Annotated in this window: 5 protein-coding genes; 3 read left to right on the forward strand and 2 right to left on the reverse strand. The window is 57.2% G+C overall.

Annotated features, from left to right (window positions below; translation table 11 throughout):
* Window positions 1-2: 2 nt before the first annotated feature.
* Window positions 3-1730 carry a type I secretion system permease/ATPase gene (locus ACKWJN_RS15965; protein WP_408598558.1) on the reverse strand — a complete coding sequence of 576 codons (1728 nt, stop codon included), beginning with the start codon at window positions 1728-1730 and terminating at the stop codon, window positions 3-5.
* The gene (locus ACKWJN_RS15970; protein ID WP_408598559.1) at window positions 1727-3445 is read right to left on the reverse strand and encodes a type I secretion system permease/ATPase; all 1719 of its coding nucleotides are present in this window, start codon (window positions 3443-3445) and stop codon (window positions 1727-1729) included. The genes ACKWJN_RS15965 and ACKWJN_RS15970 overlap by 4 nt, the downstream gene beginning before the upstream one ends.
* A gap of 399 nt (window positions 3446-3844) precedes the next feature.
* Between ACKWJN_RS15970 and ACKWJN_RS15975 the strand changes: the two genes are divergently transcribed.
* From ACKWJN_RS15975 to ACKWJN_RS15985, 3 genes are read left to right on the forward strand one after another with little or no spacing between them, the layout of a single operon-like run.
* Window positions 3845-16933 (forward strand): beta strand repeat-containing protein, encoded by a 13089-nt coding sequence (locus ACKWJN_RS15975; RefSeq protein WP_408598560.1) that lies wholly within the window; start codon window positions 3845-3847, stop codon window positions 16931-16933.
* Window positions 16934-16974: 41 nt separating this feature from the next.
* On the forward strand, window positions 16975-21297 hold the full coding sequence (locus ACKWJN_RS15980) for a beta strand repeat-containing protein (RefSeq protein ID WP_408598561.1): 4323 nt from the start codon (window positions 16975-16977) through the stop codon (window positions 21295-21297).
* A gap of 22 nt (window positions 21298-21319) precedes the next feature.
* A complete protein-coding gene (locus ACKWJN_RS15985; RefSeq protein ID WP_408598563.1) occupies window positions 21320-22915 on the forward strand; it encodes a hypothetical protein in 1596 nt (531 codons plus the stop codon).
* Window positions 22916-22922: the final 7 nt, after the last annotated feature.

Here is a 22922-nt window from a genome sequence, read left to right on the forward strand (position 1 = left end):
GTTCATGCCGCAGAGGTGGGTGTGCTGGTGGGGCGCATCTGCGCCAACACCTCGGCGGTGGGGCCAAAATGCGCCACCCCTCCGGCTTGCATCACCAGCAAAAGATCCGAGATGTCGAGGATGGGTTGTCGGTGCGTGATCAGCACCACGGTTTTGCCTTCGGCTTTGAGCTGTGTCACCGCTTGCAACAAACCTTGCTCGCCCGGGTCGTCCAGGTTGGCATTGGGTTCGTCCAGCACCAGCAGGGTGGGGTTGCCGTACAAGGCACGTGCCAGCGCCAAGCGCTGGCGTTGCCCCGCAGACAACAGGTGGCCCGCTTCACCGGCGGGTGTGTCATAGCCTTTGGCAAAGCTCAGCACCATGGCATGGATGCCTGCTGTTTTGGCTGCTGCCACCACTCTCTCGGAGTCCAGTTGTGCAAAGCGCGCGATGTTTTGTGCCAGCGTGCCGTCCATCAAGCGCACGTCTTGGGGCAAGTAGCCCACATGCTGGCCCAAGCTTTGGCTGTTCCAGTGTTCGATGGGCGCAGAGTCCAACAAAATTTGACCGTTGTGCTCGGGCCATTGGCCCAAGATGGCGCGGGCCAAAGTGGACTTGCCACTGGCAGAAGGGCCCACCACGCACACCACGCGACCCGCCGGAATGACCAGTGACACCTGGTTGAGGATTGGCTCTGTCCGCCCTGGCACCGTGACCGAAACGGCTTTGAATTCAATCTGACCAAAAGGTGTTTGCGACAAGTGCCCGGGCTTGCGCTCTGGGTGCGCATTGAACAAGTTCACCACCCGCTGCAGGGCAGCCTGTGTGGTCATGAGCATGCGCCACGAGCTGACCATCAAATCCAGCGGTTGCAGCGCCCGCGTCATCAGCATATTGGCCACGATCATGGCGCCTGGGCTCAACTCGCCGCGAATCACCAGCAAAGCCCCCACGCCCAAGGACAACGATTGCTGGGTGTACCGAAAGAACTTGCTCACCGCCGACAAAGTGTGGCTCACATGGTCCACATGGGCTTGCGCATGGGCTTGGTCTTGGTAACGCTGCCACCAGCTGGCGCGCAAACGCGTGAGCATGCCCATGGCCTCAATGGCCTCGGCGTTTCTGAACTTGCTCAATTGGTCTGCGTTGAGCTCAATGCCAGCGTCTAAGGCCTTTTTGCTTGGGGCGGCGGTCAAGCGGTGGCCCAGCCACGCCAGACCCAGCAGCACCGCGGCACAGCCCAAACCCAACCATCCCAACATGGGATGGAGCAAAAACAAAACGCCCAAATAAATGAAAAACCAAGGCGCATCAAAAAATGCAAACACCCCATTGCCTGTTAAAAACTGGCGAATCTGTGTGACATCGGTGAACACCTGGGTCGGATTGCTCTGGGCTTTGGCCTGTTGCGCAGCAAAACATGCGCTGAATAAACTCGGTGACAAACTTTGGTCCAGCTTGATGCCCGTGCGCACCAACAGCCGTGCGCGCATCACTTCTACCGCACCCACCAAGGCCAGCACCGCCACCAGCAAGATGGTACTGGCCAGCAAGGTGATGTCGTTTTGGCTGATCATCACCCGGTCGTAAATTTGCAACATGTACAAACTGGGCATCAGCATCAAACAATTGATCACCATGCTGAACACGCCCACCGTCACAAACTCTCGCTGTGTCTGCGCCAGGGCAGTTTTCAAGGCCGTGGGCAAGGCCTTGAAGCTTTCACGCAGGGCTTGCATGCGGTTCATCATGCGCCACCCCCTGCTGCGCGAGCTTTGGCCATGGCTTGTTGCAATGCTTCCATCACTTGGTCGCGCGGGCCAAAGGCTTGCATTTGGCCTTCACGCAAGATCAGCAACTTGTCGGCCAGTGTCAAGATTTGCGGGCGGTGCGTGACCAACACCACCGAGGCCCCGCGCTGTTTGGTGTGCGTGATGGCTTGCAGCAAGGCTTCATCGCCCGCCTCATCCAAACTGGCATTCGGTTCGTCCAGCACCACCAAGACCGGGTTGCCGTACAACGCCCGCGCCAAACCCACACGCTGCCGCACCCCGCCCGAGAGTTGCCCGCCATCCAACCCAACGGGCGTCTCAAACCCCAGGGGCAAGCTGGCGATGTAGCGGTCCAGACCCACAGCAAGTGCCGCTGCTTGGAGCTGCACCAGGTCGGGTGTGCCAAAGCGCGTGATGTTCTCGGCCAAGGTGCCATCGAACAACTCGATGTCTTGCGGCAAGTAACCCACAAACGGTCCCAGCTCGGTTTTGTTCCAACTGAACACGTCCACCCCGTCCAAGCGGACCTTGCCTGCGGCAGCGGGCCACACGCCCACCAAGGCACGGCTCAGGCAGGTCTTGCCTGCCCCTGAGGGGCCCAACACCGCCAACATCTCGCCAGGGGTGAGGGTGAATTGAATGCCGCGCAACAACGCGTGTTGTGTGCCAGGCGCTTGCACCGACAAGGCTTGCACGGCCAGCGCGCCTGTGGGCGCGGGCAGTGGCATGGCGGGTTGTTCGGGCAGTGCAGGGCCTAAAAACTTGTCCAGCCGGGCCAGCGCCGCGCGGGCTTGTGCCACTTGACGCCACTGGCCAATGACTTGCGTGATCGGGGCCAGCGCCCGCCCGCCCAAAATAGAGCCCATGATCATCATGCCGCCACTTGGGTCCAAGCTGCCTTTGAGGGTGAGCCAACACCCCAAGCCCAACATCAATGAGCTTTGAAGAGTTTGAATGAACTTGGAGGTGGCCGCCCCCACACCTGCATGGTCAGACGCCAGTGCTTGGGCCAGCAAAAAAGCGTCCTGCTTTTCTTTCCACAGCGCATAGACATCGTGTTGCATGCCCATGGCCGCCATCACATCGGTTTGGCGCATGGCGCCAGCCGCAAAGTTTTGCGCCACGCTGGAGGTGCGGTGCGCCTCTTGCAGGGGCGTGCGTGTGCCGCGATCGGTCAACCAGCCCACCCCCATCACCACGCAGGCCACACACACCGAGGCCAAACCCAACCAAGGGTTGATGGCAAACAAAATCAACATCACCATCAGGGCATAAGGCGCGTCCAGCAAAGCCACCATGGCAGGTGAGGCCATGAAGCTGCGCAGCACCGCCACATCTTGGGTGCCAGAGGCCGCACCACCGCGTGTGCGCCGCAGCTGACTTTGAAACATGGCGTCAAACACCTGGGGCGCCACCACGTTGTCGAGCTTGGCAGACGCTTGGTGCAGCATGTCAGAGCGCACCCATTCCAACACTTCTAGCCAGACATAAGCGGCGATCACCAGCAAGGTCAACATGCCCAAGGTCATGTGGCTGCGGCTGCTCACCACACGGCCATACACCTCCAGCATGTAGACCGATGGCATCAGGGCCAGCAGATTGGTGAGCGCACCGAAATACAGCACACGCCTGAAGATGGGCATGGCTTGCGGCCACTGTTGAGATAGCCAAGAAGGGGAGCTGGGTGCTTGCATGGGAGGCAGCATGATAAGGGGCTGCTGATCACATACCCGAGGCGTTTGTTGCTCAGATACATGAGTACTTTTGTGTATTTATTTTTAAAATTAACTATTTGAGATGAATAAAAATCAATAGTTAATTCTTTCAATTAACAGGGTTTGTTCCTTATCACTCTTTCATTATTTTTATGTTTTTGCTAGCTATAGTCTCCGGTAATTGTGTATGTTTTACGGGGAAATTTCATGGCTATCAATACTGCATTCAATGCAACCGTCGATTCCAAACCAGGTTTTTATTATGCTGATTTAACTTTCGACAGCACCACGAAAGCAGCCGTAGAAGCTACGACTGGCGTTTCCTATGCAGCCAGTTTCAAAATCCCAACAACGAACACACAGCTCGGCATTTTGGGGATGGCATTTGTCGATACGAATGCCGACAGCAAATTTGACTTGATTGCTGTCAAGTATGCGAATCCAAGCAATACAACTCAGCCCTTGTACAGCAATTGGAGTTTGAAGAGCACGGTCAAAGACAGCGCAGGACTTGTGACCTCTTTCGTATTTACATGGCACGATGGGGATACCACCTATAAAACTGCGGGTGACATCCAGCTGGATGCGTATTACGACCCAAGCGACCCAACCAACTTGGTAGGGTTTTACTTGCCATTAGATGACACTGGGGCTTTGAAACACCTGTCGGTGGATACGACTTCAGGCACCTCAGGCACAACAGGCACAACAGGCACAACAGGCACAACAGGCACCTCAGGTACTTCAGGCACCTCAGGTACTTCAGGTACTTTAGGTACTTCAGGTGGTTCAGGTGGTTCAAGTTTTGTGGATACAAGTTCGACGGTGGTGCCAGCCGCCAAAACGGGGTACTACTACGCAGACTTGATCACAGATTCACAAGCGGCCGTTCCAACCAACGCAACATACGTGGCCAACCTGAAAGTGACCACCACCTTGGGCGTGAGTTCCATGGTGTTGGCTCAATCCGCGCAAGCCGCGAAACCCGATATCTTGCAGGTGACAGCTCCATCGGCCACGGGTGGTTCGGCAGTCACGAGCTCTTGGACTTACGACAAAACCTTGACCGATGCGTTGCCCAACAACACGGCCAATGCCCTGGTGTTCACGCACCAAGGGGCGACCGCCCTAGAGAAGATTACTGTCATTCCTAACTTTGACAGCAACCAAAAAGTGATTGGCATTTATGTGCCTATCGACACGACCACTCAAGCGATTGCCATTGTTTCTTCGGACACATCTTCTTCTGGTTCTTCTTCTCAGAGCAACAATTCCGGCAGTGCCTCAGGGGGTGCTTCAGGAGGGGCCGTACCGGTTGACTTGTCTGTTGCCAAAGGTTGGAATGCAAGCAACCTCACCACCGTCAAGTTGAGCGACAACAGTTTGAGTGTGTCCTACGACGCGACGGTGAAAACCGTCAACGAAGATGCCAACAACTCGGGCGCACGTTTCTTCTCCATCAGCGCAGCAACCCACAACGTGGTGAATCCCCAAATAGGCACCAACCAAATTGATGTGGTGTCGACCAATGCCAACTTCAATGGCGGGGTGCTGTCAGTTCAAATCACCACGCCCCAAACAGCCAACAACCCCTCTGTGGCGGTTGTCAAAATCACTGGGCGCTCCACGGTCTTCTCATGGAATACCGCAGCGGGAACTTTGAGTTACGCAGTGGACGCCACCTACACAGGCAGCAATGTTGCAAGTACGAGCGGCACATCAGCAACCTCAACCGCAGCAACTGGCACGACAGGGACTTCAACTGGTACAGGCACCACCGCAGTGACGGGTACAACAACCGGCACAAGTGCTACCTCTACTTCTGGGTTGAGTCTGTTTGAAAGAAACGACCCGATCAACTCCGTGCCCACCAGCAAGCTCACCTACGTGCAAATTGGCACCGTGACCGCGTCACAAGACGGCACCCAGTTGAGCGTGACATTCAACGACAAAGCCACCTCTGACATTGTCGAAATGTTGATTTCTAACATCGGTTTTTCGGTCATCAACAAAACCACGGGCTCGCCAACCCAAGACTGGAGCGGTTTTCCTGCCACGCTGGATGTGAAGTTTTCGCTCAGCCAAGCAGCCAACGGCTCGGCCGTTGAGTTCACCAAAACCATCGCGCCGCAATCGGTCGAGGAGTCCAGCGCGCCCACGGTGGACATTCAGCGCACCTTGAATGTGCTGGATGAGTTGCTCAATCCGAACGGCACCAGGTTCGCAGGAAATACGGGAGCAGAAATCAACGTCTACAACCCCAACAAATGGGGCGGCGACAGAATGGTAGTGGCCGACAAAGAAGGCGATTTGGCAGGCGGCTCGATGGAGGTGTCTTTCGTGCAAGGCGCCAACAGCGCCATGCGTTTGGGCATCAGCACATCCACCGGTGTATTCAAGGTCGATTCGACAACCCGAGAGGTCAGCTACTCGTCCGACGCCCAATACTATGGTCAATCAACGACTGAAGGTGGCACCACTTATTCGGCATACAGCATCAAAACTGCCGGTACGGTTTGGCAAGTGATCGGCACCATCGACAGCACCCACGTAGGCAAGAACGGCGATTCTTTGTTGGTCAAGTTCAATAGCAATGCCACAGTGGCCATTGTTCAAGAACTCGCCTCCACTGTGTATGTGGCGGTGCAAGACCCTACCTCGTATGCCGCCACCACCAACTGGGCGAGCGCCGGTGGCAACAAACTCATCAAAGTGCAAATCACCGACGCCAAAGGCAACGTTGGTTTTGACACCCTGCCAGTCATCGTGGTGTCGCATCCAGAAAACGACAGCGGCATTGTGGGTTCTGACGCCAACGACACGCTCTCGGGCACCTCGGATAAGGACACGATCAGTGGCCTGGGTGGCAACGACGTGCTCTCAGGTCTGGGCGGTAATGACAGTCTCGATGGCGGTTATGGCAACGACACCTTGGTGGGCGGTGAGGGCAAGGACACGCTGGATGGGGGCGACGGGCAAGACTATTACGACGTGCGCGAAACCGTTCGTGCCCGTGACACCGTCAAAGTGGGCATGTACCAACAGGGTGATGTGGTGGAAGGCTTCGACACGGCCTCTGCAGACACCTCAGACACCACGTCCACCAACGACGTGCTGGCTTTGAACACGGCCTTGATTGCGGCCGACACCACTTCCGTGGTGACCGGCGTTGCGGTGGGACAAATTGCCCAGCACAGCATCAAGTCCGGCATCATCACGTTCAAAGATCGTTTTGGCAAAGACATATTGATCAACCCAACTTCCAGCAAAACCGATGTGCTGGGTTACCTGGCCAAAAACCTCACCGATGTGGGAACCACCGTGGCTGTGGTCGCCGACACAGACAGCAATGGCAAAGCGGATTCATTGGTTGTGTTTCAAAACGCAGGCAATGGCAATTACACAACCGTCAAACTCGCCGGTCTCATCAATGTGACCTTGGGCACTGCGCCAGGTTTGGGCGTGGTTCAGTTGGCAGACGTTTATGGGCCTTGGGTCTATGACGCCAAACTCACATCAACTTCTTTGACGGTGTCGTTCAACGAAGACGTGGCCTCATTTGATGCGGCTGGCATTCAGTTGCAGCGTTTCAAGGGACAAGTCAAACAGCCAGACGCCACCTACACCGCCAGCAAAGTGGGCAAAGTTGTCACCTTCACCTTTGCCACCCCACTGGCCTCAGACGAATCGATTGTGGTGTTCCCCAATGACCGCACCCACCAATCGGCCACAGATGCTGCGGGCAATGTTCAAACTTTGTTCATGTCGAGTGAATCTGGCGTCGCCATCGCGCAAGCAGGCAACACCACCGTCGACATCAGCCTGACCAGCAGCAACTTCAGCATCATGGGCACGGATGCTGGCAACCACACCTTGATTGGCAATGCACAAAACAACAGCATGCAAGGCGGCAGCGGCAACGACACCTTGAGCGGTGGTGCGGGCAACGACAGCTTGAATGGCGGCGCGGGCAACGACAGCTTGGATGGTGGCGATGGTTACGACCAACTCAATGGTGGTGACGGCAGCGACGTCTTGCTGGGGGGCGCAGGCGACGACACCTTACAAGGCGGTAACGGCAACGACACCTTGGATGGCGGCGCTGGCAGCTATGACATGGCCGCTTACTGGGACACCAAGTCGACCGATTGGAAACTCACCCGCAGTGGCTCAGACATCCTGATCACCAACCTCGCCACGGGTGAGCAAGACACCTTGCGCAACATCGAGCAAATTGCTTTCAGCGACACCACGAAAAAACTGCAGGTCAGTTTTTGGGCCACCAACCGCTCCGATTATTCCAACAACATCACCGGCACAGAGTTTGACGATGTGATCGATGCCACTGCGCTCAACGCCAACTCATCGCCCTCTGTGCGAGATTGGATCAACGCAGGTGACGGCAATGACATGATCAAATCCGGTGCTGGAGGCGATGACATTCGGGGCGAGGGCGGCAACGACACCATCGACGGTGGCTCCACCGGCTTGGCCGGTTTGTTGGCTGTCAAAGACGGCAACACCTACCAAGTGGAAGACCGGGCGTATTACTCGGGCCCTTCAAACCGCTACTCGATCAACCGATTGGTGGACACCGATGGCACGGTCACAGGCACCAAAAATACGGCCTACTTCATCGTCAAAGATTTGCGTTCAGGCTCGCCCGATGGCACGGACACGGTCTTCAATGTGGACGTGTTGAATTTCAGCGACAAGCAATTGCGTCTCACGCCCAATGTGTGGATGAACCATTGGGATTCCGCCACCAACACCAACAATCCCGACAAGGTCAGTGGCGTCAACATGGATGGCACCGCATTCGCTGATGCCATGGGGGCGCTTGACACGGCCTCTGCAGATTTGTTCAAGGGATCAGACCGATTGACAGGTGGCGATGGCAACGACACCTTGATGGGCGGCGCTGGTGGCGACACCTTGCGCGGTGACAAAGGCAATGATTACCTTGATGGCGGTGACAACCGTTTGGTCGACACCCAGTATTGGGACCCGAATGGTTCAAACGGCGTGGACGTGGCCGAGTATTCGGGCAATGCTGACCGCTACACCATCACCCGTGCCAAGGACGGCAGCTTCACTGTGGCCGACAGCAAGGGCGATGCTGGCGACGGCACCGACACCTTGAAGAACATCGAGGTGCTGCGTTTTGCCGACAAGCAAGTGAATTTGCAAGTCGTCAAACAAGTCAACTACCAGTGGGGCATGGTGGATGGTCAGTGGAAACAAACCACCGCCATCAACAACATCAACTGGAACGGCACCGACTTTGCCGACACCATCGACACCACCACGGTTGAAACCGCTGCGGGTGTCCAAGACTACGTGCAGGCTGGTGCAGGGGATGACGTCATCTCCACGGGCAAAGGCCGAGACGACATCTGGGGCGGCGAGGGGGACGACACCCTCGACGGCGGCGCCAATGGCAACTCTGGCAACTCGTGGCAAGACTGGGACGTGGCGCATTTCGACGCCGCACAAAAGCGTTTCATCATCACGCAGCAAGGCGACAAGTTCATCGTCAAAGACAAGCTGGACGTGGCGTTTGGGGGCTTTGGCACCGATGTGTTGAGCAATGTGGAGCGCATTCAGTTCAGCGACACACAGATGAGCTTGGTGGTGGAGTACAACCCCAACTCATGGAGCAACAACATCAATGGCACAGACTTTGATGATGCGATCAACGCCGATGCGATAGGCGCCAAGGCCTTGACCGATGCCAAGAGCAATTCGATTGTGATGCAAACCACGTCGTCGAACAGCTTGCTGGCCTTCAACCCCAATTTGAGCACCAAGCCTGCTGCAGGGGCCAAGTTTGTGGCCGTGTTGGGCTACATCGATGGGGACAACGTCACCTTCCGTTCAACGGCATCGATGAACTCTGGCATGTACATGCCAGGCGGCATGCAGACAGAAATTGCCTTGACGGCAGACGCCGACGGCGTGTTGAAGTCCTCCAGTGTTTACTTGAACAGCATCCCATCAGGCGGCAATAACGCCATGCAGATTTATGCGGTGGATCCCCAGGGGCAACAAACAGGGAATGTCCTCAAGCAAGGGTTCATCAAGATCTTTTCAGAGCGTGACTACATCAATACCGGTAAAGGCCATGACGTGGTGTATGCCGGTGCGGGTGGCGACACTATGGTTGATGCGCAAGGCAATGACTTTTTCGACGGCGGCGCCAACGGCACCAGCGCCAACAGCTGGGACAACATGGACGTGGTCCAGTTCTCTGGCGTGCAAAAACGCTACAAGATCGACACCCTGAGCTACGCCTCTTTGAGCGACCCCAACAACACCGGGTCGACCCAAACCGAGTTGCTGGCCCTGAAAGCAAAAATCGATGCGGGCTATCCCAGCAACCCACCGCAGACGATTGTTCGCGTGATCGACCGCATGCCGGATGTGACGGGTGGTGATGGTGTGAACTACATCGTGGGCGTGGAGCAACTGCGCTTTCAAGACAACACGGTCGACTTGGCGCCCAACATCAACAAATGGGTACCTGATTCATCTGCCAACGGCACCTACATTGGAAATAACAATTACAACGGCGGCTTGCTGAGCGAAGTCATCGACGCGCGAGACCATGACTTGGCCACGTTGTCAGCCCCTGTCAACGGTTTTTACTCGAACAGAGACAACCTCAATGGCGGGGACGGCAACGACACCCTGTATGGCGGTGCGGGTGGTGACTGGTTCCAAGGCGGCAAGGGCAATGACGTCATCGATGGTGGCGCCCAAGGCACCAACCCGAACGACAGCTGGGGCAACTTGGACTCGGTCAGCTATACGGGCAAGATGTCCCGCTACGACATCACCCTGTTCCGTGTGGCCACGGCCCAAGACCTTGCAGACACCACACAGTCGAAGTACAACAGCACGGGTTACGCCCTGACGGCCAACCCGAGCTCGGGCCCGGCTTTTGTGAGCACCAAAACCTATGATCCGCTGGGTTTTGTGGTCGTACAAGACAAATACCCCGACGACCAAGGCGGCGACGGGCGAGATGTGTTGCGCAACATTGAGCGCATTGACTTCAATGGCTCCAACTTGCAACTGACAGTCAATGTGTCGGGTAACTATGCAACGGGGACTGTCTTTGGCGACGTGATCAAAGCAACCGATGCAAATGCCGCATTCTCGGCAGATGGCAAAGAGGGCAATGACTTTTTACAGGGCGGCAATCAACGCGATGATCTAACCGGCGGCGTTGGCAACGACACGATTGACGGTGGTGGCAACCCCACACCGACCAACCCTTGGGACACTTGGAGCAGCTATGACGTGGCTCACTTCGACGCCCCTAAGAGCCAGTTCACCATCGAGCGCTTGGTCGACACCGCCGGCACGGTCACGGGTACGCCCAATCTGGTGTATTTCAAAGTCACCCACATGGTGCCAGACAGCTTGGGCGGTTTGGGCGCTGACATTGTGTTCAATGTGGAACGCTTGGTATTCAACGATGGCGATGTCCCGTTGCAAATCCAAATCAACGATTACAACAAAGATGGAAGTTTGATTGATTTCATAGGAACCTCATTTGCTGACCTTGCTCAAGGAGGGGCGGGTGAAGACCGCTTCAACGGAGGAGCGGGCAACGATGTTTTCGATGGCGGTGCCGGGGCTGACTCCGCCAATTACAGCGATGGTGTGCGCCGTTATGAGATTTCACTGATCCGTGATGGTGTCAAAGTTGCCACCTTTGACGCAGACGGCAATAAATTTGGCGACCAAGCTTACGTCGATGGTGACACCGTTCAAGTCAAAGATTTGCTGGCCGATGCCTACGGCGGTGAAGGCACCGACACCTTGACCCATGTGGAGAACTTGAATTTCAATGATTTTGGGATGAACCTGAGCAACCCAGGTACACCCAATTCGTTGCAGGCTGGCCAAACCGTGACGGGCACGCCCAACAACAATTACCTGTCGGGTGGAAGTGGTGATGACACCATCACAGGCTCGGATGGCAACGATTCCATCGATGGCCGCGCAGGCAATGACACCATTGACGGTGGTGCAGACATCACCGACCCAACCAACCCATGGAACAGCGGCGACTCTGTCAACTACAACGCCCCTAAGGCGCGCTTTGACATCATTCCTCAAGATGGCGGCAGTTTCTTGGTGGTGGACTTTGCGTCCATCAAAGACCTGAGTTCCTCAGACTTTGCCAACGGCCACCTCAAAGCATCGGCTTACGCGGCCGACCGTTTGTTGTCGGGTGTGGGCTACGGTGTGGACAGCATCACCCATATTGAACATTTGAATTTCAACGGGGCTCGGGTGGATTTGGTGCAAACCATGTCGACCTGGACCAATGTTGGTACTGCATCCGACGGAACGACCTATCGCGTGGTGCAAAACACCATTTCGGGTACGTCCCAAAGTGAGGTCATTCGTGGGACGAGCAACCGTGACTACATGGACCCACGTGGCGGTGATGACACGGTCGATGGTGGTGTCGAGAGCGCATCTTTGCCTGGCAACAGTTGGGAAAAATCAGACGAAGTTCGTTACCAAGGCAATGCCGATCGTTACGAGGTGAGCTTTGTCAAAGTGCGTATCTCGGGGGCCGGAGACTCCAGCACTTACACCGTAGTGACCCAAGCCCAAGCCGATGCAGATCCGACGGGTGTGGTGACCGGCGTGACCGTGAAAGACTCTTACCCCGATGCCTTGGGTGGCACGGGCAAAGATTTGTTGGTCAATGTCGAGGTCATTTCTTTCAACGACAAGCAATACACCTTGACGCCTCAGGTCTACAGTTGGTACGACACGTACGCAAAAACCAATAACCTGAGCATCAACGGCACGGTGCTCAACGACTTGCTCGAAGGCGGGGATGGCAACGACAACTTGCAAGGTGGCGATGGCAATGACGTCCTGATCGCTGGCGCAGGTGGCGACGACCTCAACGGGGGGGCTGGCAACGACACCTTGATCGGGGGCGCCAACGCCGTAGCCGATCAAAACGGTTGGGCTCGCACCGACACAGCGCGTTACGAGGCTTCGTTCACACGCTTTGACATTTCCAATGTGGTCGATGCCAATGGCAAAACCTGGTTGCAAGTCAAAGACAAGCTGCCCAGCGTGGATGCCAGCTCACTCGGCACTGATTGGTTGGACGGCATTGAAAACCTGTCCTTCAACGACCGCTGGGTCAGCGTGGGCGTGCAAACCAATTCATGGACCGACATGCAAGGCGTGACCACGGTCAACAGCGATGGCACCGTGTTTGGCGACATCATTGTGGGGTCCACCACCAGCACCACCAAAGCCAACACAACCGTGGTGACGGCCAACCGCGATTCCATGCGCGGCAATGCCGGCAACGATGTGTTGCTGGGTGGTGGCAATGGCGACGACTTGACGGGTGGCGAAGGCAACGATGTACTCGACGGCGGCAGCAACGGCACGTCGGGCAACAACTGGCAAGACCAAGACACAGCGCGTTTCAGCGGTGACTTGGCGCGCTACAACCGCTTCAGTGTCAGCGTCACAGGCACCTCAGCCAGCGGCAACATTTTGATCGACGGTGTGCAGGCCGCAACAGTGACCCATGGCGCCTTGACGTTTGCAGCCTCGGTACCAGATGACTTTGTCAATGTGCTGACTCTGGCCTTCAAGAATGTCGACCTGTTCGACGGCCAACACGGCTCTGGCCTGTTGGTGCAAGACATGGTGGACTCTGAGTTTGGCGGCGACGGCACCGATGTGTTGTTCAACATCGAGTCGGTGCAGTTCCGCGACCAAGCGATTGACTTTGCCGTCACAGCGCAAACCAACGACTGGAACAACGATGGCAAGCTCGACTGGGCCCAATTGCGTGGCACCAACACCAACGACCGATTGAGCTTTGCCAAACTCGTGGAGTTGTCGGGCAAGACCGCCCAGCAGCTGGCTGCCACCAACATCAACGTGGAGTTGCGAGAAGGCGACGACGTGTACATTGGTGGTACCGGAGGCGAGAGCATCACCACCGGCAAAGGCGACGACTATGTGGATGGCGGCGGCAGTTCGACCACCGACCAGTGGGGCAACAAGGTGCAAGACAATGTGCGCTTTGAAGGCAACTTCAGCCGCTATGTGGTGTTGGATGTGAGCCTGAGCCAAAAAGCCGGTGTGTGGGTGGTGACCAGCAGCAAAGACGCCAGCTTGACCTATACGGTGGGTACAGGCAATGCCAAGAGCACGGTCACCAGCAGCAGCGCCATCGTGTCCAAGCTGGACCTGGTGGGGTTGGCCAAAGGTTTGGATGCTTTGGTGGCCAACAAGTCGGCCGCTGCCACCACCATTTCGGGTTGGCTGGTGGCAGACCGCTTGCCGTCTGACATGGATGGCAGCGGGGTGGACGCCTTGACCCATGTGGATTCGATTTCGTTCAACGACCGTTGGATTCCGCTGAGCATGCAGGTGTGGCTGAACCGCGCATGGAGCGAGGAGTACAACAAGATCGACTACAACCTGCGGCCCGTGGTGGGTGCGGGCGTGGAAGGCACCTCAGGGGCTGACTTCATTGGTGTTGGTTCGGGCATTGCCACCGATTACAACTTTGCGGGTGATGATTCGATTCGCACTGGCAGCGGCAACGACACCGTCATTGCCGGTGCTGGCAACGACTGGATCCATGGCGATGCGGGCGACGATTCCATTGACGGTGGTTCGAACGGTGAAAAAGACCAATGGGGCAATGTGCGTGGCGACACCGTGCAGTACGACGATTCGTTTGACACCTACACCATCACCGCCAACAAAGATGGCTCCGTCACTGTGACCGACAGCCGTGCCGATGGCACGGGCACGGATACCTTGGTGAACATTGAGCAGGTGGGCTTCAAAGACCGCTGGATCCAATTGGGTGTGAACACCTGGATCAACCGCGACCCCAAGACCGACAAGGTCACCAACGTCGGTGTGAATGGTTCGCTGCTGGGTGATCTGATTGACGTGTCGGCCGACCTCTATCCGGGTGTCAGCCACAACTTGAATGGCAATGAGGGCAATGACACCTTGATCGGTGGCGATGGCCCTGACTACTTCAATGGCGGTTTGGGCGACGACTCGATTGTGGGTGGTGCCAACGGCCGTGATGCCTGGGGCAACCCGGGCCTGGACGTGGCGCGCTACGACGGCGCGGTGTCTCGCTTCACCATCGAGTACAGCACCGACGGCAAAACATGGTCCAGCAGCAAAGTGGATTCGCCCAATTTGATGGTGCGCGTGTCAGACAAATTGGCCGATGCCGACGGTGGCTTGGGTGTGGACACCTTGAGTGGCATTGAAGCCCTGAGCTTCAATGACAGCTGGGTCAACCTCAAAACCACCCGCACAGCAATAGACATTGACGGCGATGGTCGTCCAGACCAAATGCAAATCATTGGCACCGCCAGCGATGACGTGTTGGTGGGTGACGTGACCAACGACCAGTTGATTGGTGCAGAGGGCAACGACACCCTCACCGGTGGGGCAGGTGCCGACACCCTCAAAGGCGGCGCAGGAGACGACGTGCTCGATGGTGGGGCCGATGGCAAAGACACATTTGGCAAAGCCTTGCCCGATGTGGCCGAGTATGTGGGCAACAAAGCGAGCTACACCGTGACGCCAGGTACGGACGATGGGACCTACACCGTCACGTCCACTGCAGAAGGCACCGACACCTTGACAGGCATTGAAGCCTTGCAGTTTGCCGATGGCTTTGTGCGCTTGCAAAAACAAGTGGTCACTGCCGACACCAACGGCGACGGTGTGGTGGATTTGGTGACGATCCAAGGTTCTTACTTGGGCGACACCTTGACCTTCGCCAGCTCAGACCCAACCACTGGTGTGCGTTATCAAATGTTTGGCGGTGACGGCAACGACACGCTGACGGGCCGTGGCAGCAATGACATCTTCCAAGGCGATGCGGGCAACGACACCATCGACGGGGGGGCGGGTACCGACACCGTGAAGTTCTCTGGCAAGTATTCCGATTACACCGTGGCGTTCAGTGCGAATGGCACCAGTGGTTGGAGCAATGTAGCTTCCGCCAGCGGATACGTTCGGGTGACCGACAACAGAAGTAACAAAGACGGCACTGACCTGCTCACCAAAATTGAAGACCTGGTCTTTGCCGATCAAGTGATTCACTTGAACCAAACCAGTGTGACTTCCAAATCGGTGGACACCAATGGCGACAACAAAGTCGACACCGTGTTTTGGACGGGTACATCGGGCGCAGACACCATCTCGGTGGCCAGCGACGCTGTGAACAAGGGCTTGGTCAATGTGATGGATTCAGGCGATGGCAACGACAGCTTGGTCGGCGGAGATTGGGGTGATGTGTTCTCACCGGGTGCAGGCAACGACACCATCGACGGTGGGGCCAACATCAACAACACCGAAGACCGTGTGGTGGAGGTGGGCAACAAGGCCGACTTCACCGTCAACGCGGTGCAGAAAACCGTGTTGACGCTCAGCGCCTTGCCAACCACTGCCAAGGTGTACCTGAGTTTGGGCGACCAAGCCATTGAAGTCACCAAGGGCACCACCACAGCAGAAACGGCGACCGCTTTGGCCAGTGCCATCCAGGCGGCGTTCAAGTTGTCTGGATCGGTCTCGACGACTTCAGGTTCGACGCCGACAGTGGGTAGCAACGCCTTGACCCTCAACACCGACACCAACGTCACCCTGCAAAAAGGCATGGTCGTGAAGGTGAGCAACACGGAGTTCTACACAATCTCTGCAGCCATCTCGTCCAACCTGACCAACGATTCAGGCACCGTGACCGGCAAGGCCTGGAGCTTGACCTTGGACAAAGCTTTGGTGGCCGCACCCTCGGGTCAATTGAGTGTGTTGCGTGTGGGTCAATCCTTCGATGTGACTGCAACGGGTGACACCGTCACCGTTCTGGCTACCGGCGCTGTTTTGGGCGCCGACAGTGCGACCAGTGTGCTGGGGATCAGCTCAGACCATTACACCGAAGTCAAAAACACCGCTTCAAGCCAAACCGATGTGTTGCGTCACATCGAAAAATTGGTGTTTGACGACGCCACCATGTCACTGGCACCCACGCTCTCAAGCAAAGTGTCCAACGAGACCTACGCCACCATCTTGAAAGTGATGGGCACCGACTTGGCCGATTTGCTGGTGTCGACCAGTGCCAACGAGTCGTTCCAGGTGGGGGCAGGCGACCACGTGGTGCTGGCTGACGGCAGTGGTACCGATGACGTGCGCGGCTTTGTGGCCGGTGCAGGCGGTTCGGTGCTGACCATCAACTTGGGTGCCAACGACACCGATGGTTTGAATGGCATTGGCGTCGACACCGTGGCCGAAATTTTGGCCCGTGCCAACCAGCAAGGTTCTGACGTGTCATTCAACTTAGGCGGCGGCAACTCGATCTTGTTGGTGGGCGTGACACAAACCGATTTGGTCAGCGGCAACTTCGAAATGGTGCATGCCATTTAAAACCTTGAACAACGATTTGAATAAAAAAAGAGGAACGGAACATGGCATATGAATCAGAGTCGCTGATCGGCGGCAACGGCAGCCCCAACGACGTGGCATCCGCAGCCAATTTGATCAGTGCAGGCGATTGGGTCACGGGGGCCTTGTCCAGCTCTGGCGATGTGGACTACTTCAAGTTCACCGCCGCTGCGGGCTTGCTGACCTTGCAGTTCAAGAGCAGCCTGCTGTCGAACACCGCCCGTTGGCGTGCCGATTTGCTGGATGCCAATGGTGACTTTTTGCGCACCCTCAGCAGCACGGCCAGTGGCACCTTGCTGGCCAAGCAAGGCACCAGCGACACCCAAGTGATCGTCAGTGGCCTGAGCGCAGCGTTAACGTCTGGCAGCCAGTTCACGCTGAACTCCAGCGCGTCCGACACGACCATTTACACCGTGCTGTCGGTGGATGGCAAGTCGGGCGACACCAGCACGGTGACGGTGGACAAAGCGTTCACCTCAACCACCAATGTGTCGGTGTTGTTTGACCCTGCCCAGATGTTGGCCACGGGCAGCTTGACGTCGTTGCAAGCGCTGATTCCGCAAAACGGCACTTACTACCTCAAGGTCAGCCCCTTGGCGTGGACCGATGCCGATTACGCGGTGCAAGTGAACGTGCAAGCCTCGGCGGAAACCGCCAACAACAACACCAACACCGATGCGCGCGACGACAACTCTCGCTTGTTGGCTGGGGTGACCCATCAGGGCACCATCGACTCCGCCACTGACGCCGATGTGTGGTTGCTGACCACGGCCAAAGCGTCCACTTTCACCATCACTTTCGCATCAGACGCCAACTCCACCAAGACCAAGTTCCATGTGAATATTTCGGTGTGGAACAAAGACACCGGCGTATTGGAGTCTGCCCAAGCTGCTGGAGGTTTGGCCTTGGACAGCCAAGTGGAAGGGCAACTGGCATTCACCATTGATGCCACCAAGTACCCGCAGACCAACACCTTTGTGGTCAAGGTCACCGCTGACAGCTTGAGCTCGGGCGTGGCCACCGGTGGCTACACCCTCAAAGCCACCGGCACCGGCCTGGACCTCAACGACAACCCGATCATTCAAGTTGGCAGCTACACCTCGGCCAATCCGCTGGATTTGTTGGACTTGACCTTGAGCGACAAGGCGGTTCACACCTACGCCAAAGATGCTGGGCAAACTGTTCATAAAGTGGCCTTGAGCACGCTGTTTTCGGCATCGGATGCCGACAGCAGCCAGACCTTGAGTTACAAGGTGTGGTTGGCTGCGGCAACGAACAGCAGTGCGGCGGGCACCATCAAGCTGGAGCCCGCGACCGGGACAGCCACCACCTACACCAACGGCACCTCGATGACGGCTGCGCAGTTGCAAACCGCCTATGTCTACACCGGTTCGGCGCTGGGTGACTTGAAGCTCAAGGTGATGGCGTTTGACAGCACCAATGCCCCAGACAACTCGGGTGTGAGCTCGCAAGTGCAGCAAACCTTGCGCGTGGTGTCTGACGCCGTGGGCGTGAACGTGACGACAGACAGCAACCTGAGTTTGACCGAAGGTGCCGCTAGCAGCGATGCCACGTACCAAGAGTCGATTGGCATTTCGCTCAAGACCGCTCCAACGGCCGATGTGCAAGTCAACTTGCTCGACAGTGGCAACCAGTTGGTGTTGTCGGCGCGAACGCTGACTTTCACAGCTGCCAATTACGCCACGGTGCAAACTGTGACCGTGCAAGCCAACAACGACGGCAAGGTGGAGGGCAGCAATGTGGCCTACACGTTGGCCTTCACAGTGGTCAGTCCCGACACGTCATACGACGGCAACGCCATCACACCGCTGTCGATCGCTATTTCTGACCCCAGCAACCACGCACCCTCAGGTGCTGCGACAGTGCCCACCACCTTGGTCACGCAAGGCACATCGTTCACGGTAGACACCTCGACGTTGGCAGATGCCGACACCTTGGGTACCTTGCTCTACGCTTGGCAACGCAGCGTGGACAGCGGGGCAAATTGGACCGACATCACGGGCTCGGCCACAGCGTCTTACAAGCCGGTGCTGGCCGATGCGGGCAATTTGCTTCGCGTCCATGTGAGCTACTACGACGGTTTGGGCAAGTTGGAGACCGTCACATCCAACGCCACCAACGCGGTGGTCAAAACCAACTCTGCGCCAAGCTCGGCCGATGCGGCTTTGTTGATGGCCAAGACCGCCACCCATACGTTTGCTTTGGCGGACTTTCCCTTCACCGACGTGGACTCGGGGGACGCATTGTCTGCGGTGGTGATTTACACACTGCCGACACAAGGCACCTTGAAACTCAATGGTGCGTCGTTTCCGGTGGGGGACGGCTACAAGATGTTGCTGTCTGAGTTGTCGCAGTTGGTCTACACCCCCAACACGGCGCAATCGGGCACCTATGCCGACACCCTCAGCTTTGCCGTGGTCGACAGCAAGGACGAGCCGTCGCTGCCCAAAACCTTGACCTTGACCGTCAGCACGCCCCCCACCTCGGCCAACGCCACCGTGACGGGTACCGAAGACACGGCCGTGACCCTGGCCTTGGCCAACTTTGGGTTCACCGACGCAGACAGCACCGATGCATTGCAAAGTGTGACCATCACCACCTTGCCCACCGCCGGGCAACTGCGTTTGGGCAACGACGCGGTGACGGTGAACCAGGTCATTGCTGTGGCCGACATCACGGCCAACAAACTGGTCTTCACCCCAGCGGCCAATGCCAACGGCACTGCGGCCGCCAGCTTGAAATACAAAGTGTTTGACGGCACGGTCTTGTCGACCTCAGATTACACGCTGAGCTTCAACCTCACGGCGGTGAACGATGCACCCACGGGCAGCCTGACGATCAGTGGCACGGCTACCCAAGGACAGACTGTGACGGCCGTCAGCACCTTGGCCGATGCCGATGGCATGGGCACGCTGAGTTACCAGTGGAAGGCCGATGGGGTCAACCTCAGCGGTGCCACCAACAACACGTTGACCTTGGCGCAATCCCACGTGGGCAAAGTCATCTCGGTGGCGGCGAGTTACACCGATGGACAAGGCACTGCAGAGAGTGTGACCTCTGCGGCCACCACTGCGGTTGCCAACGTCAACGATGCGCCGACTTCGGCCGATGCCACGGTGACCGGCACTGAAGACACAGGCCTGACGCTTGCTTTGTCGAATTTTGGGTTCACCGACGTTGACACGGGTGACACGTTGGCGAGTGTGAAGATCACCACCTTGCCCACCGCGGGCAAGCTGCAATTGAACGGCACGGATGTGACGTTGAACCAAGTCATCACCGCGGCCGACATCACGGCCAACAAGCTGGTGTTCACGCCAGCGCTCAATGCCAGTGGCGATGCCTATGCCAGCCTCACGTTCAAGGTGTCGGATGGCACAGCTTTGTCTGCGGCTGACTACACCCTGAGCCTCAAAATCAACGCGGTGGATGACGCGCCCACCTTTGCCAGTGTGCCGGCCAACGCGCAGTCGCACAGCGCAGGGGTGGTGTTCTCGTTGGACGACGTGACGGTGGCTGACATCGACAGCACCAACCTGTCGCTCAGTCTGGTGGCCACCAATGGCACGGTGCTGGGCTTGACCGATGCCGATGCCACCACAGCGGGGATTCAGCTCAGTGGCACCGCGGCGCAAATCAACACCGCTTTGGCCAAAGCCAACTTTGTGGGCACTGCGGCGGGTAATGCTGCCCTGGCCATGACGCTCAAAGACGCGACCAACACAACCACGGCCAGCTATCCCTTGGCCATCACCGCTGCCGCCAGTGCCGCCGACACCGATGGCGACGGTGTGGCCAACAGCGCAGAGACGGGTGACGCCAACGGCGACGGCATTGCCGATGCCTACCAGAGCAACGTGGCCAGCACGGCCACGCTGACGCTGGTGGCTCAGTCCACCCAAGGTGTGCCGCCGGTGGATGCACAAACCAAGATCACGGGCTTGACCAACGGCACCGGCTTGGGCTCGCTCTCGCCGCCTGCCGGCATGACCGAACCGGGCGGTGTGTTGGCCTTCAATGCCGTGGTGACGAGTGGCAAAGCAGAGCTATTCAGCCTGTTGGTGGCCAACAGCTTGGCCGTCAACGGCTATTGGCAGCAAAACAGCGCGGGCGCTTGGGTCAACCTGGCGGCTGACATCAACGGCGGCAGCACCACCCAAGTGGGCAACACCACGCGGCTTGATTTTGTGGTGACCGATGGGGGCGCGTTTGACAGCGACCATGCCGCCAACGGCGTGATTGTGGACACCGGCTTGGTGGGTCATTTGACGCCTGGCTTGGTGGGCATGCCCACCACCTTGCCCGATACCGATTTTTGGTTTTAATTCATTTTAAAGAATGCTGTTCATGAAGAAACAACACATTGCACACGCGCTGACCCTTTTGAGTGCCGCCTTGTTGGCGGCTTGCGGCGGCGGCGGCGGCGGCGGCAGCGGCGCGATCACCTTGAACGGCGTGGCCTTGAAGGGGCCACTGAATGGCGCGATTGCCTGTGCGGACGTGAATGGAAATGGTCTGTGTGACGATGGCGCGGCCAACCAAGTGCGCACCAATGCAGACGGCACGTTCACCTTGAGCTTGACCAGCCCAATGCCCATTTTGGTGGTGACCGATGCGACCACCAAAGACGACCGTGGCAACAGTCTGGCTGCAGGCACGGTGCTCAAAGCACCGGCGGGCTCCACCGTGGTGTCCGTGGCCACCACCATCCTCTCTTCAATGCTTGCGGCTGGCTATTCAACAGATCAAGTTGCGACGGCGCTTGGTTACACCAGTGCCGATGCGCCGCCAGACTTTAAAACGTACAACCCTTTTAAAGGCACTACTGATGCCGACAAGGAAAAACAGTGGAGATTTGAAACTGGATCGATGCAGGTCTACACAGCAATATCTGCTATTGCTGCTGGAGCAAGTAGCACTGGGGCTGATTCCGGAAGTGCTTTTAACGCTGCTTTCAAGGCCTTAGCCGAAAAAGTAAAAGACTCTTCAGGAAATATTGATTTCTCTAGTGCTTCGGTGGTGGACGATATCGCAGGGAAGACCAAAGTCAACATGGCTGGTATTTCTGGTTTTGATGCAGGTAAGTTTGAAGCCGCTCGGTCAGACTTAAAAGCAGCTGTTGCCAATGTCAATACCAAAATCAAAGCCATCGATAAAGAAACTTTTATAACTTCATCAGCAGACACCAACAGCTTGTATGCCGTAGCCACCAAAAGCGTGAGCGATCAAGTGGCCAGCCGCGTCAAAGACGATGTGCCTGTGGCCTTGGCAGACACGGCCAACATTGATGCGGTGCTGACCGAACAAAAGAAAGCCGCTTCCACCACGCTGGCCAAAATCAGCGACATGGTGGGATTTTGGGAAGGCACCTTTGGCGACTTGACTGCCGGTGCGGTGGTGTTGGGTGATGGGACTGCGTGGGTGGTGGTCAATGGCACGGTGCCGCGCGTGGTCAAGGCCACACTGGCGGTCAATGGTGGCATGTTGAGCGGCACAGGGTTGGGCTACACGGTGGGCAGTGCCACCACAGCCCCAGTGGCCATGACGGCCAGTTTGGACAGTGCCAAGCTCAAAGGTTCTTTGACGGGCGCCAAGCGTGAGGCCTACGAATTTTCTGCGGCCAATGCCAATGTGTACGCCACGGCGGCCACCTATGGCAGTTTTGCCAAAACATGGAGTGGCGTGAACTCGGGCCGCACCATGGCTTGGACTTTTTCTTCCACAGGCGCACTCACCGGTTCAAGCGTGACCACGGGTTGCAGCTACACCGGCCAATTGACTTTGCGCAGCGAAGCCAAAGCGTTGGTGAATGCCCAGGTGGTCGAGACGTGTCCCGGCGTGTCAGCCGCTGTGACTTACAACGGCATTGCTTACATCAACAAAGACAGCCAAGCTGTGTTCACGTTGTTGTCATCCCAAGGGCCTGTGTTGTTGCGCTTTTGATCAGGCC

The sequence above is a fragment of the Limnohabitans sp. genome (assembly GCF_046052825.1).
Classification (GTDB): domain Bacteria; phylum Pseudomonadota; class Gammaproteobacteria; order Burkholderiales; family Burkholderiaceae_C; genus Limnohabitans.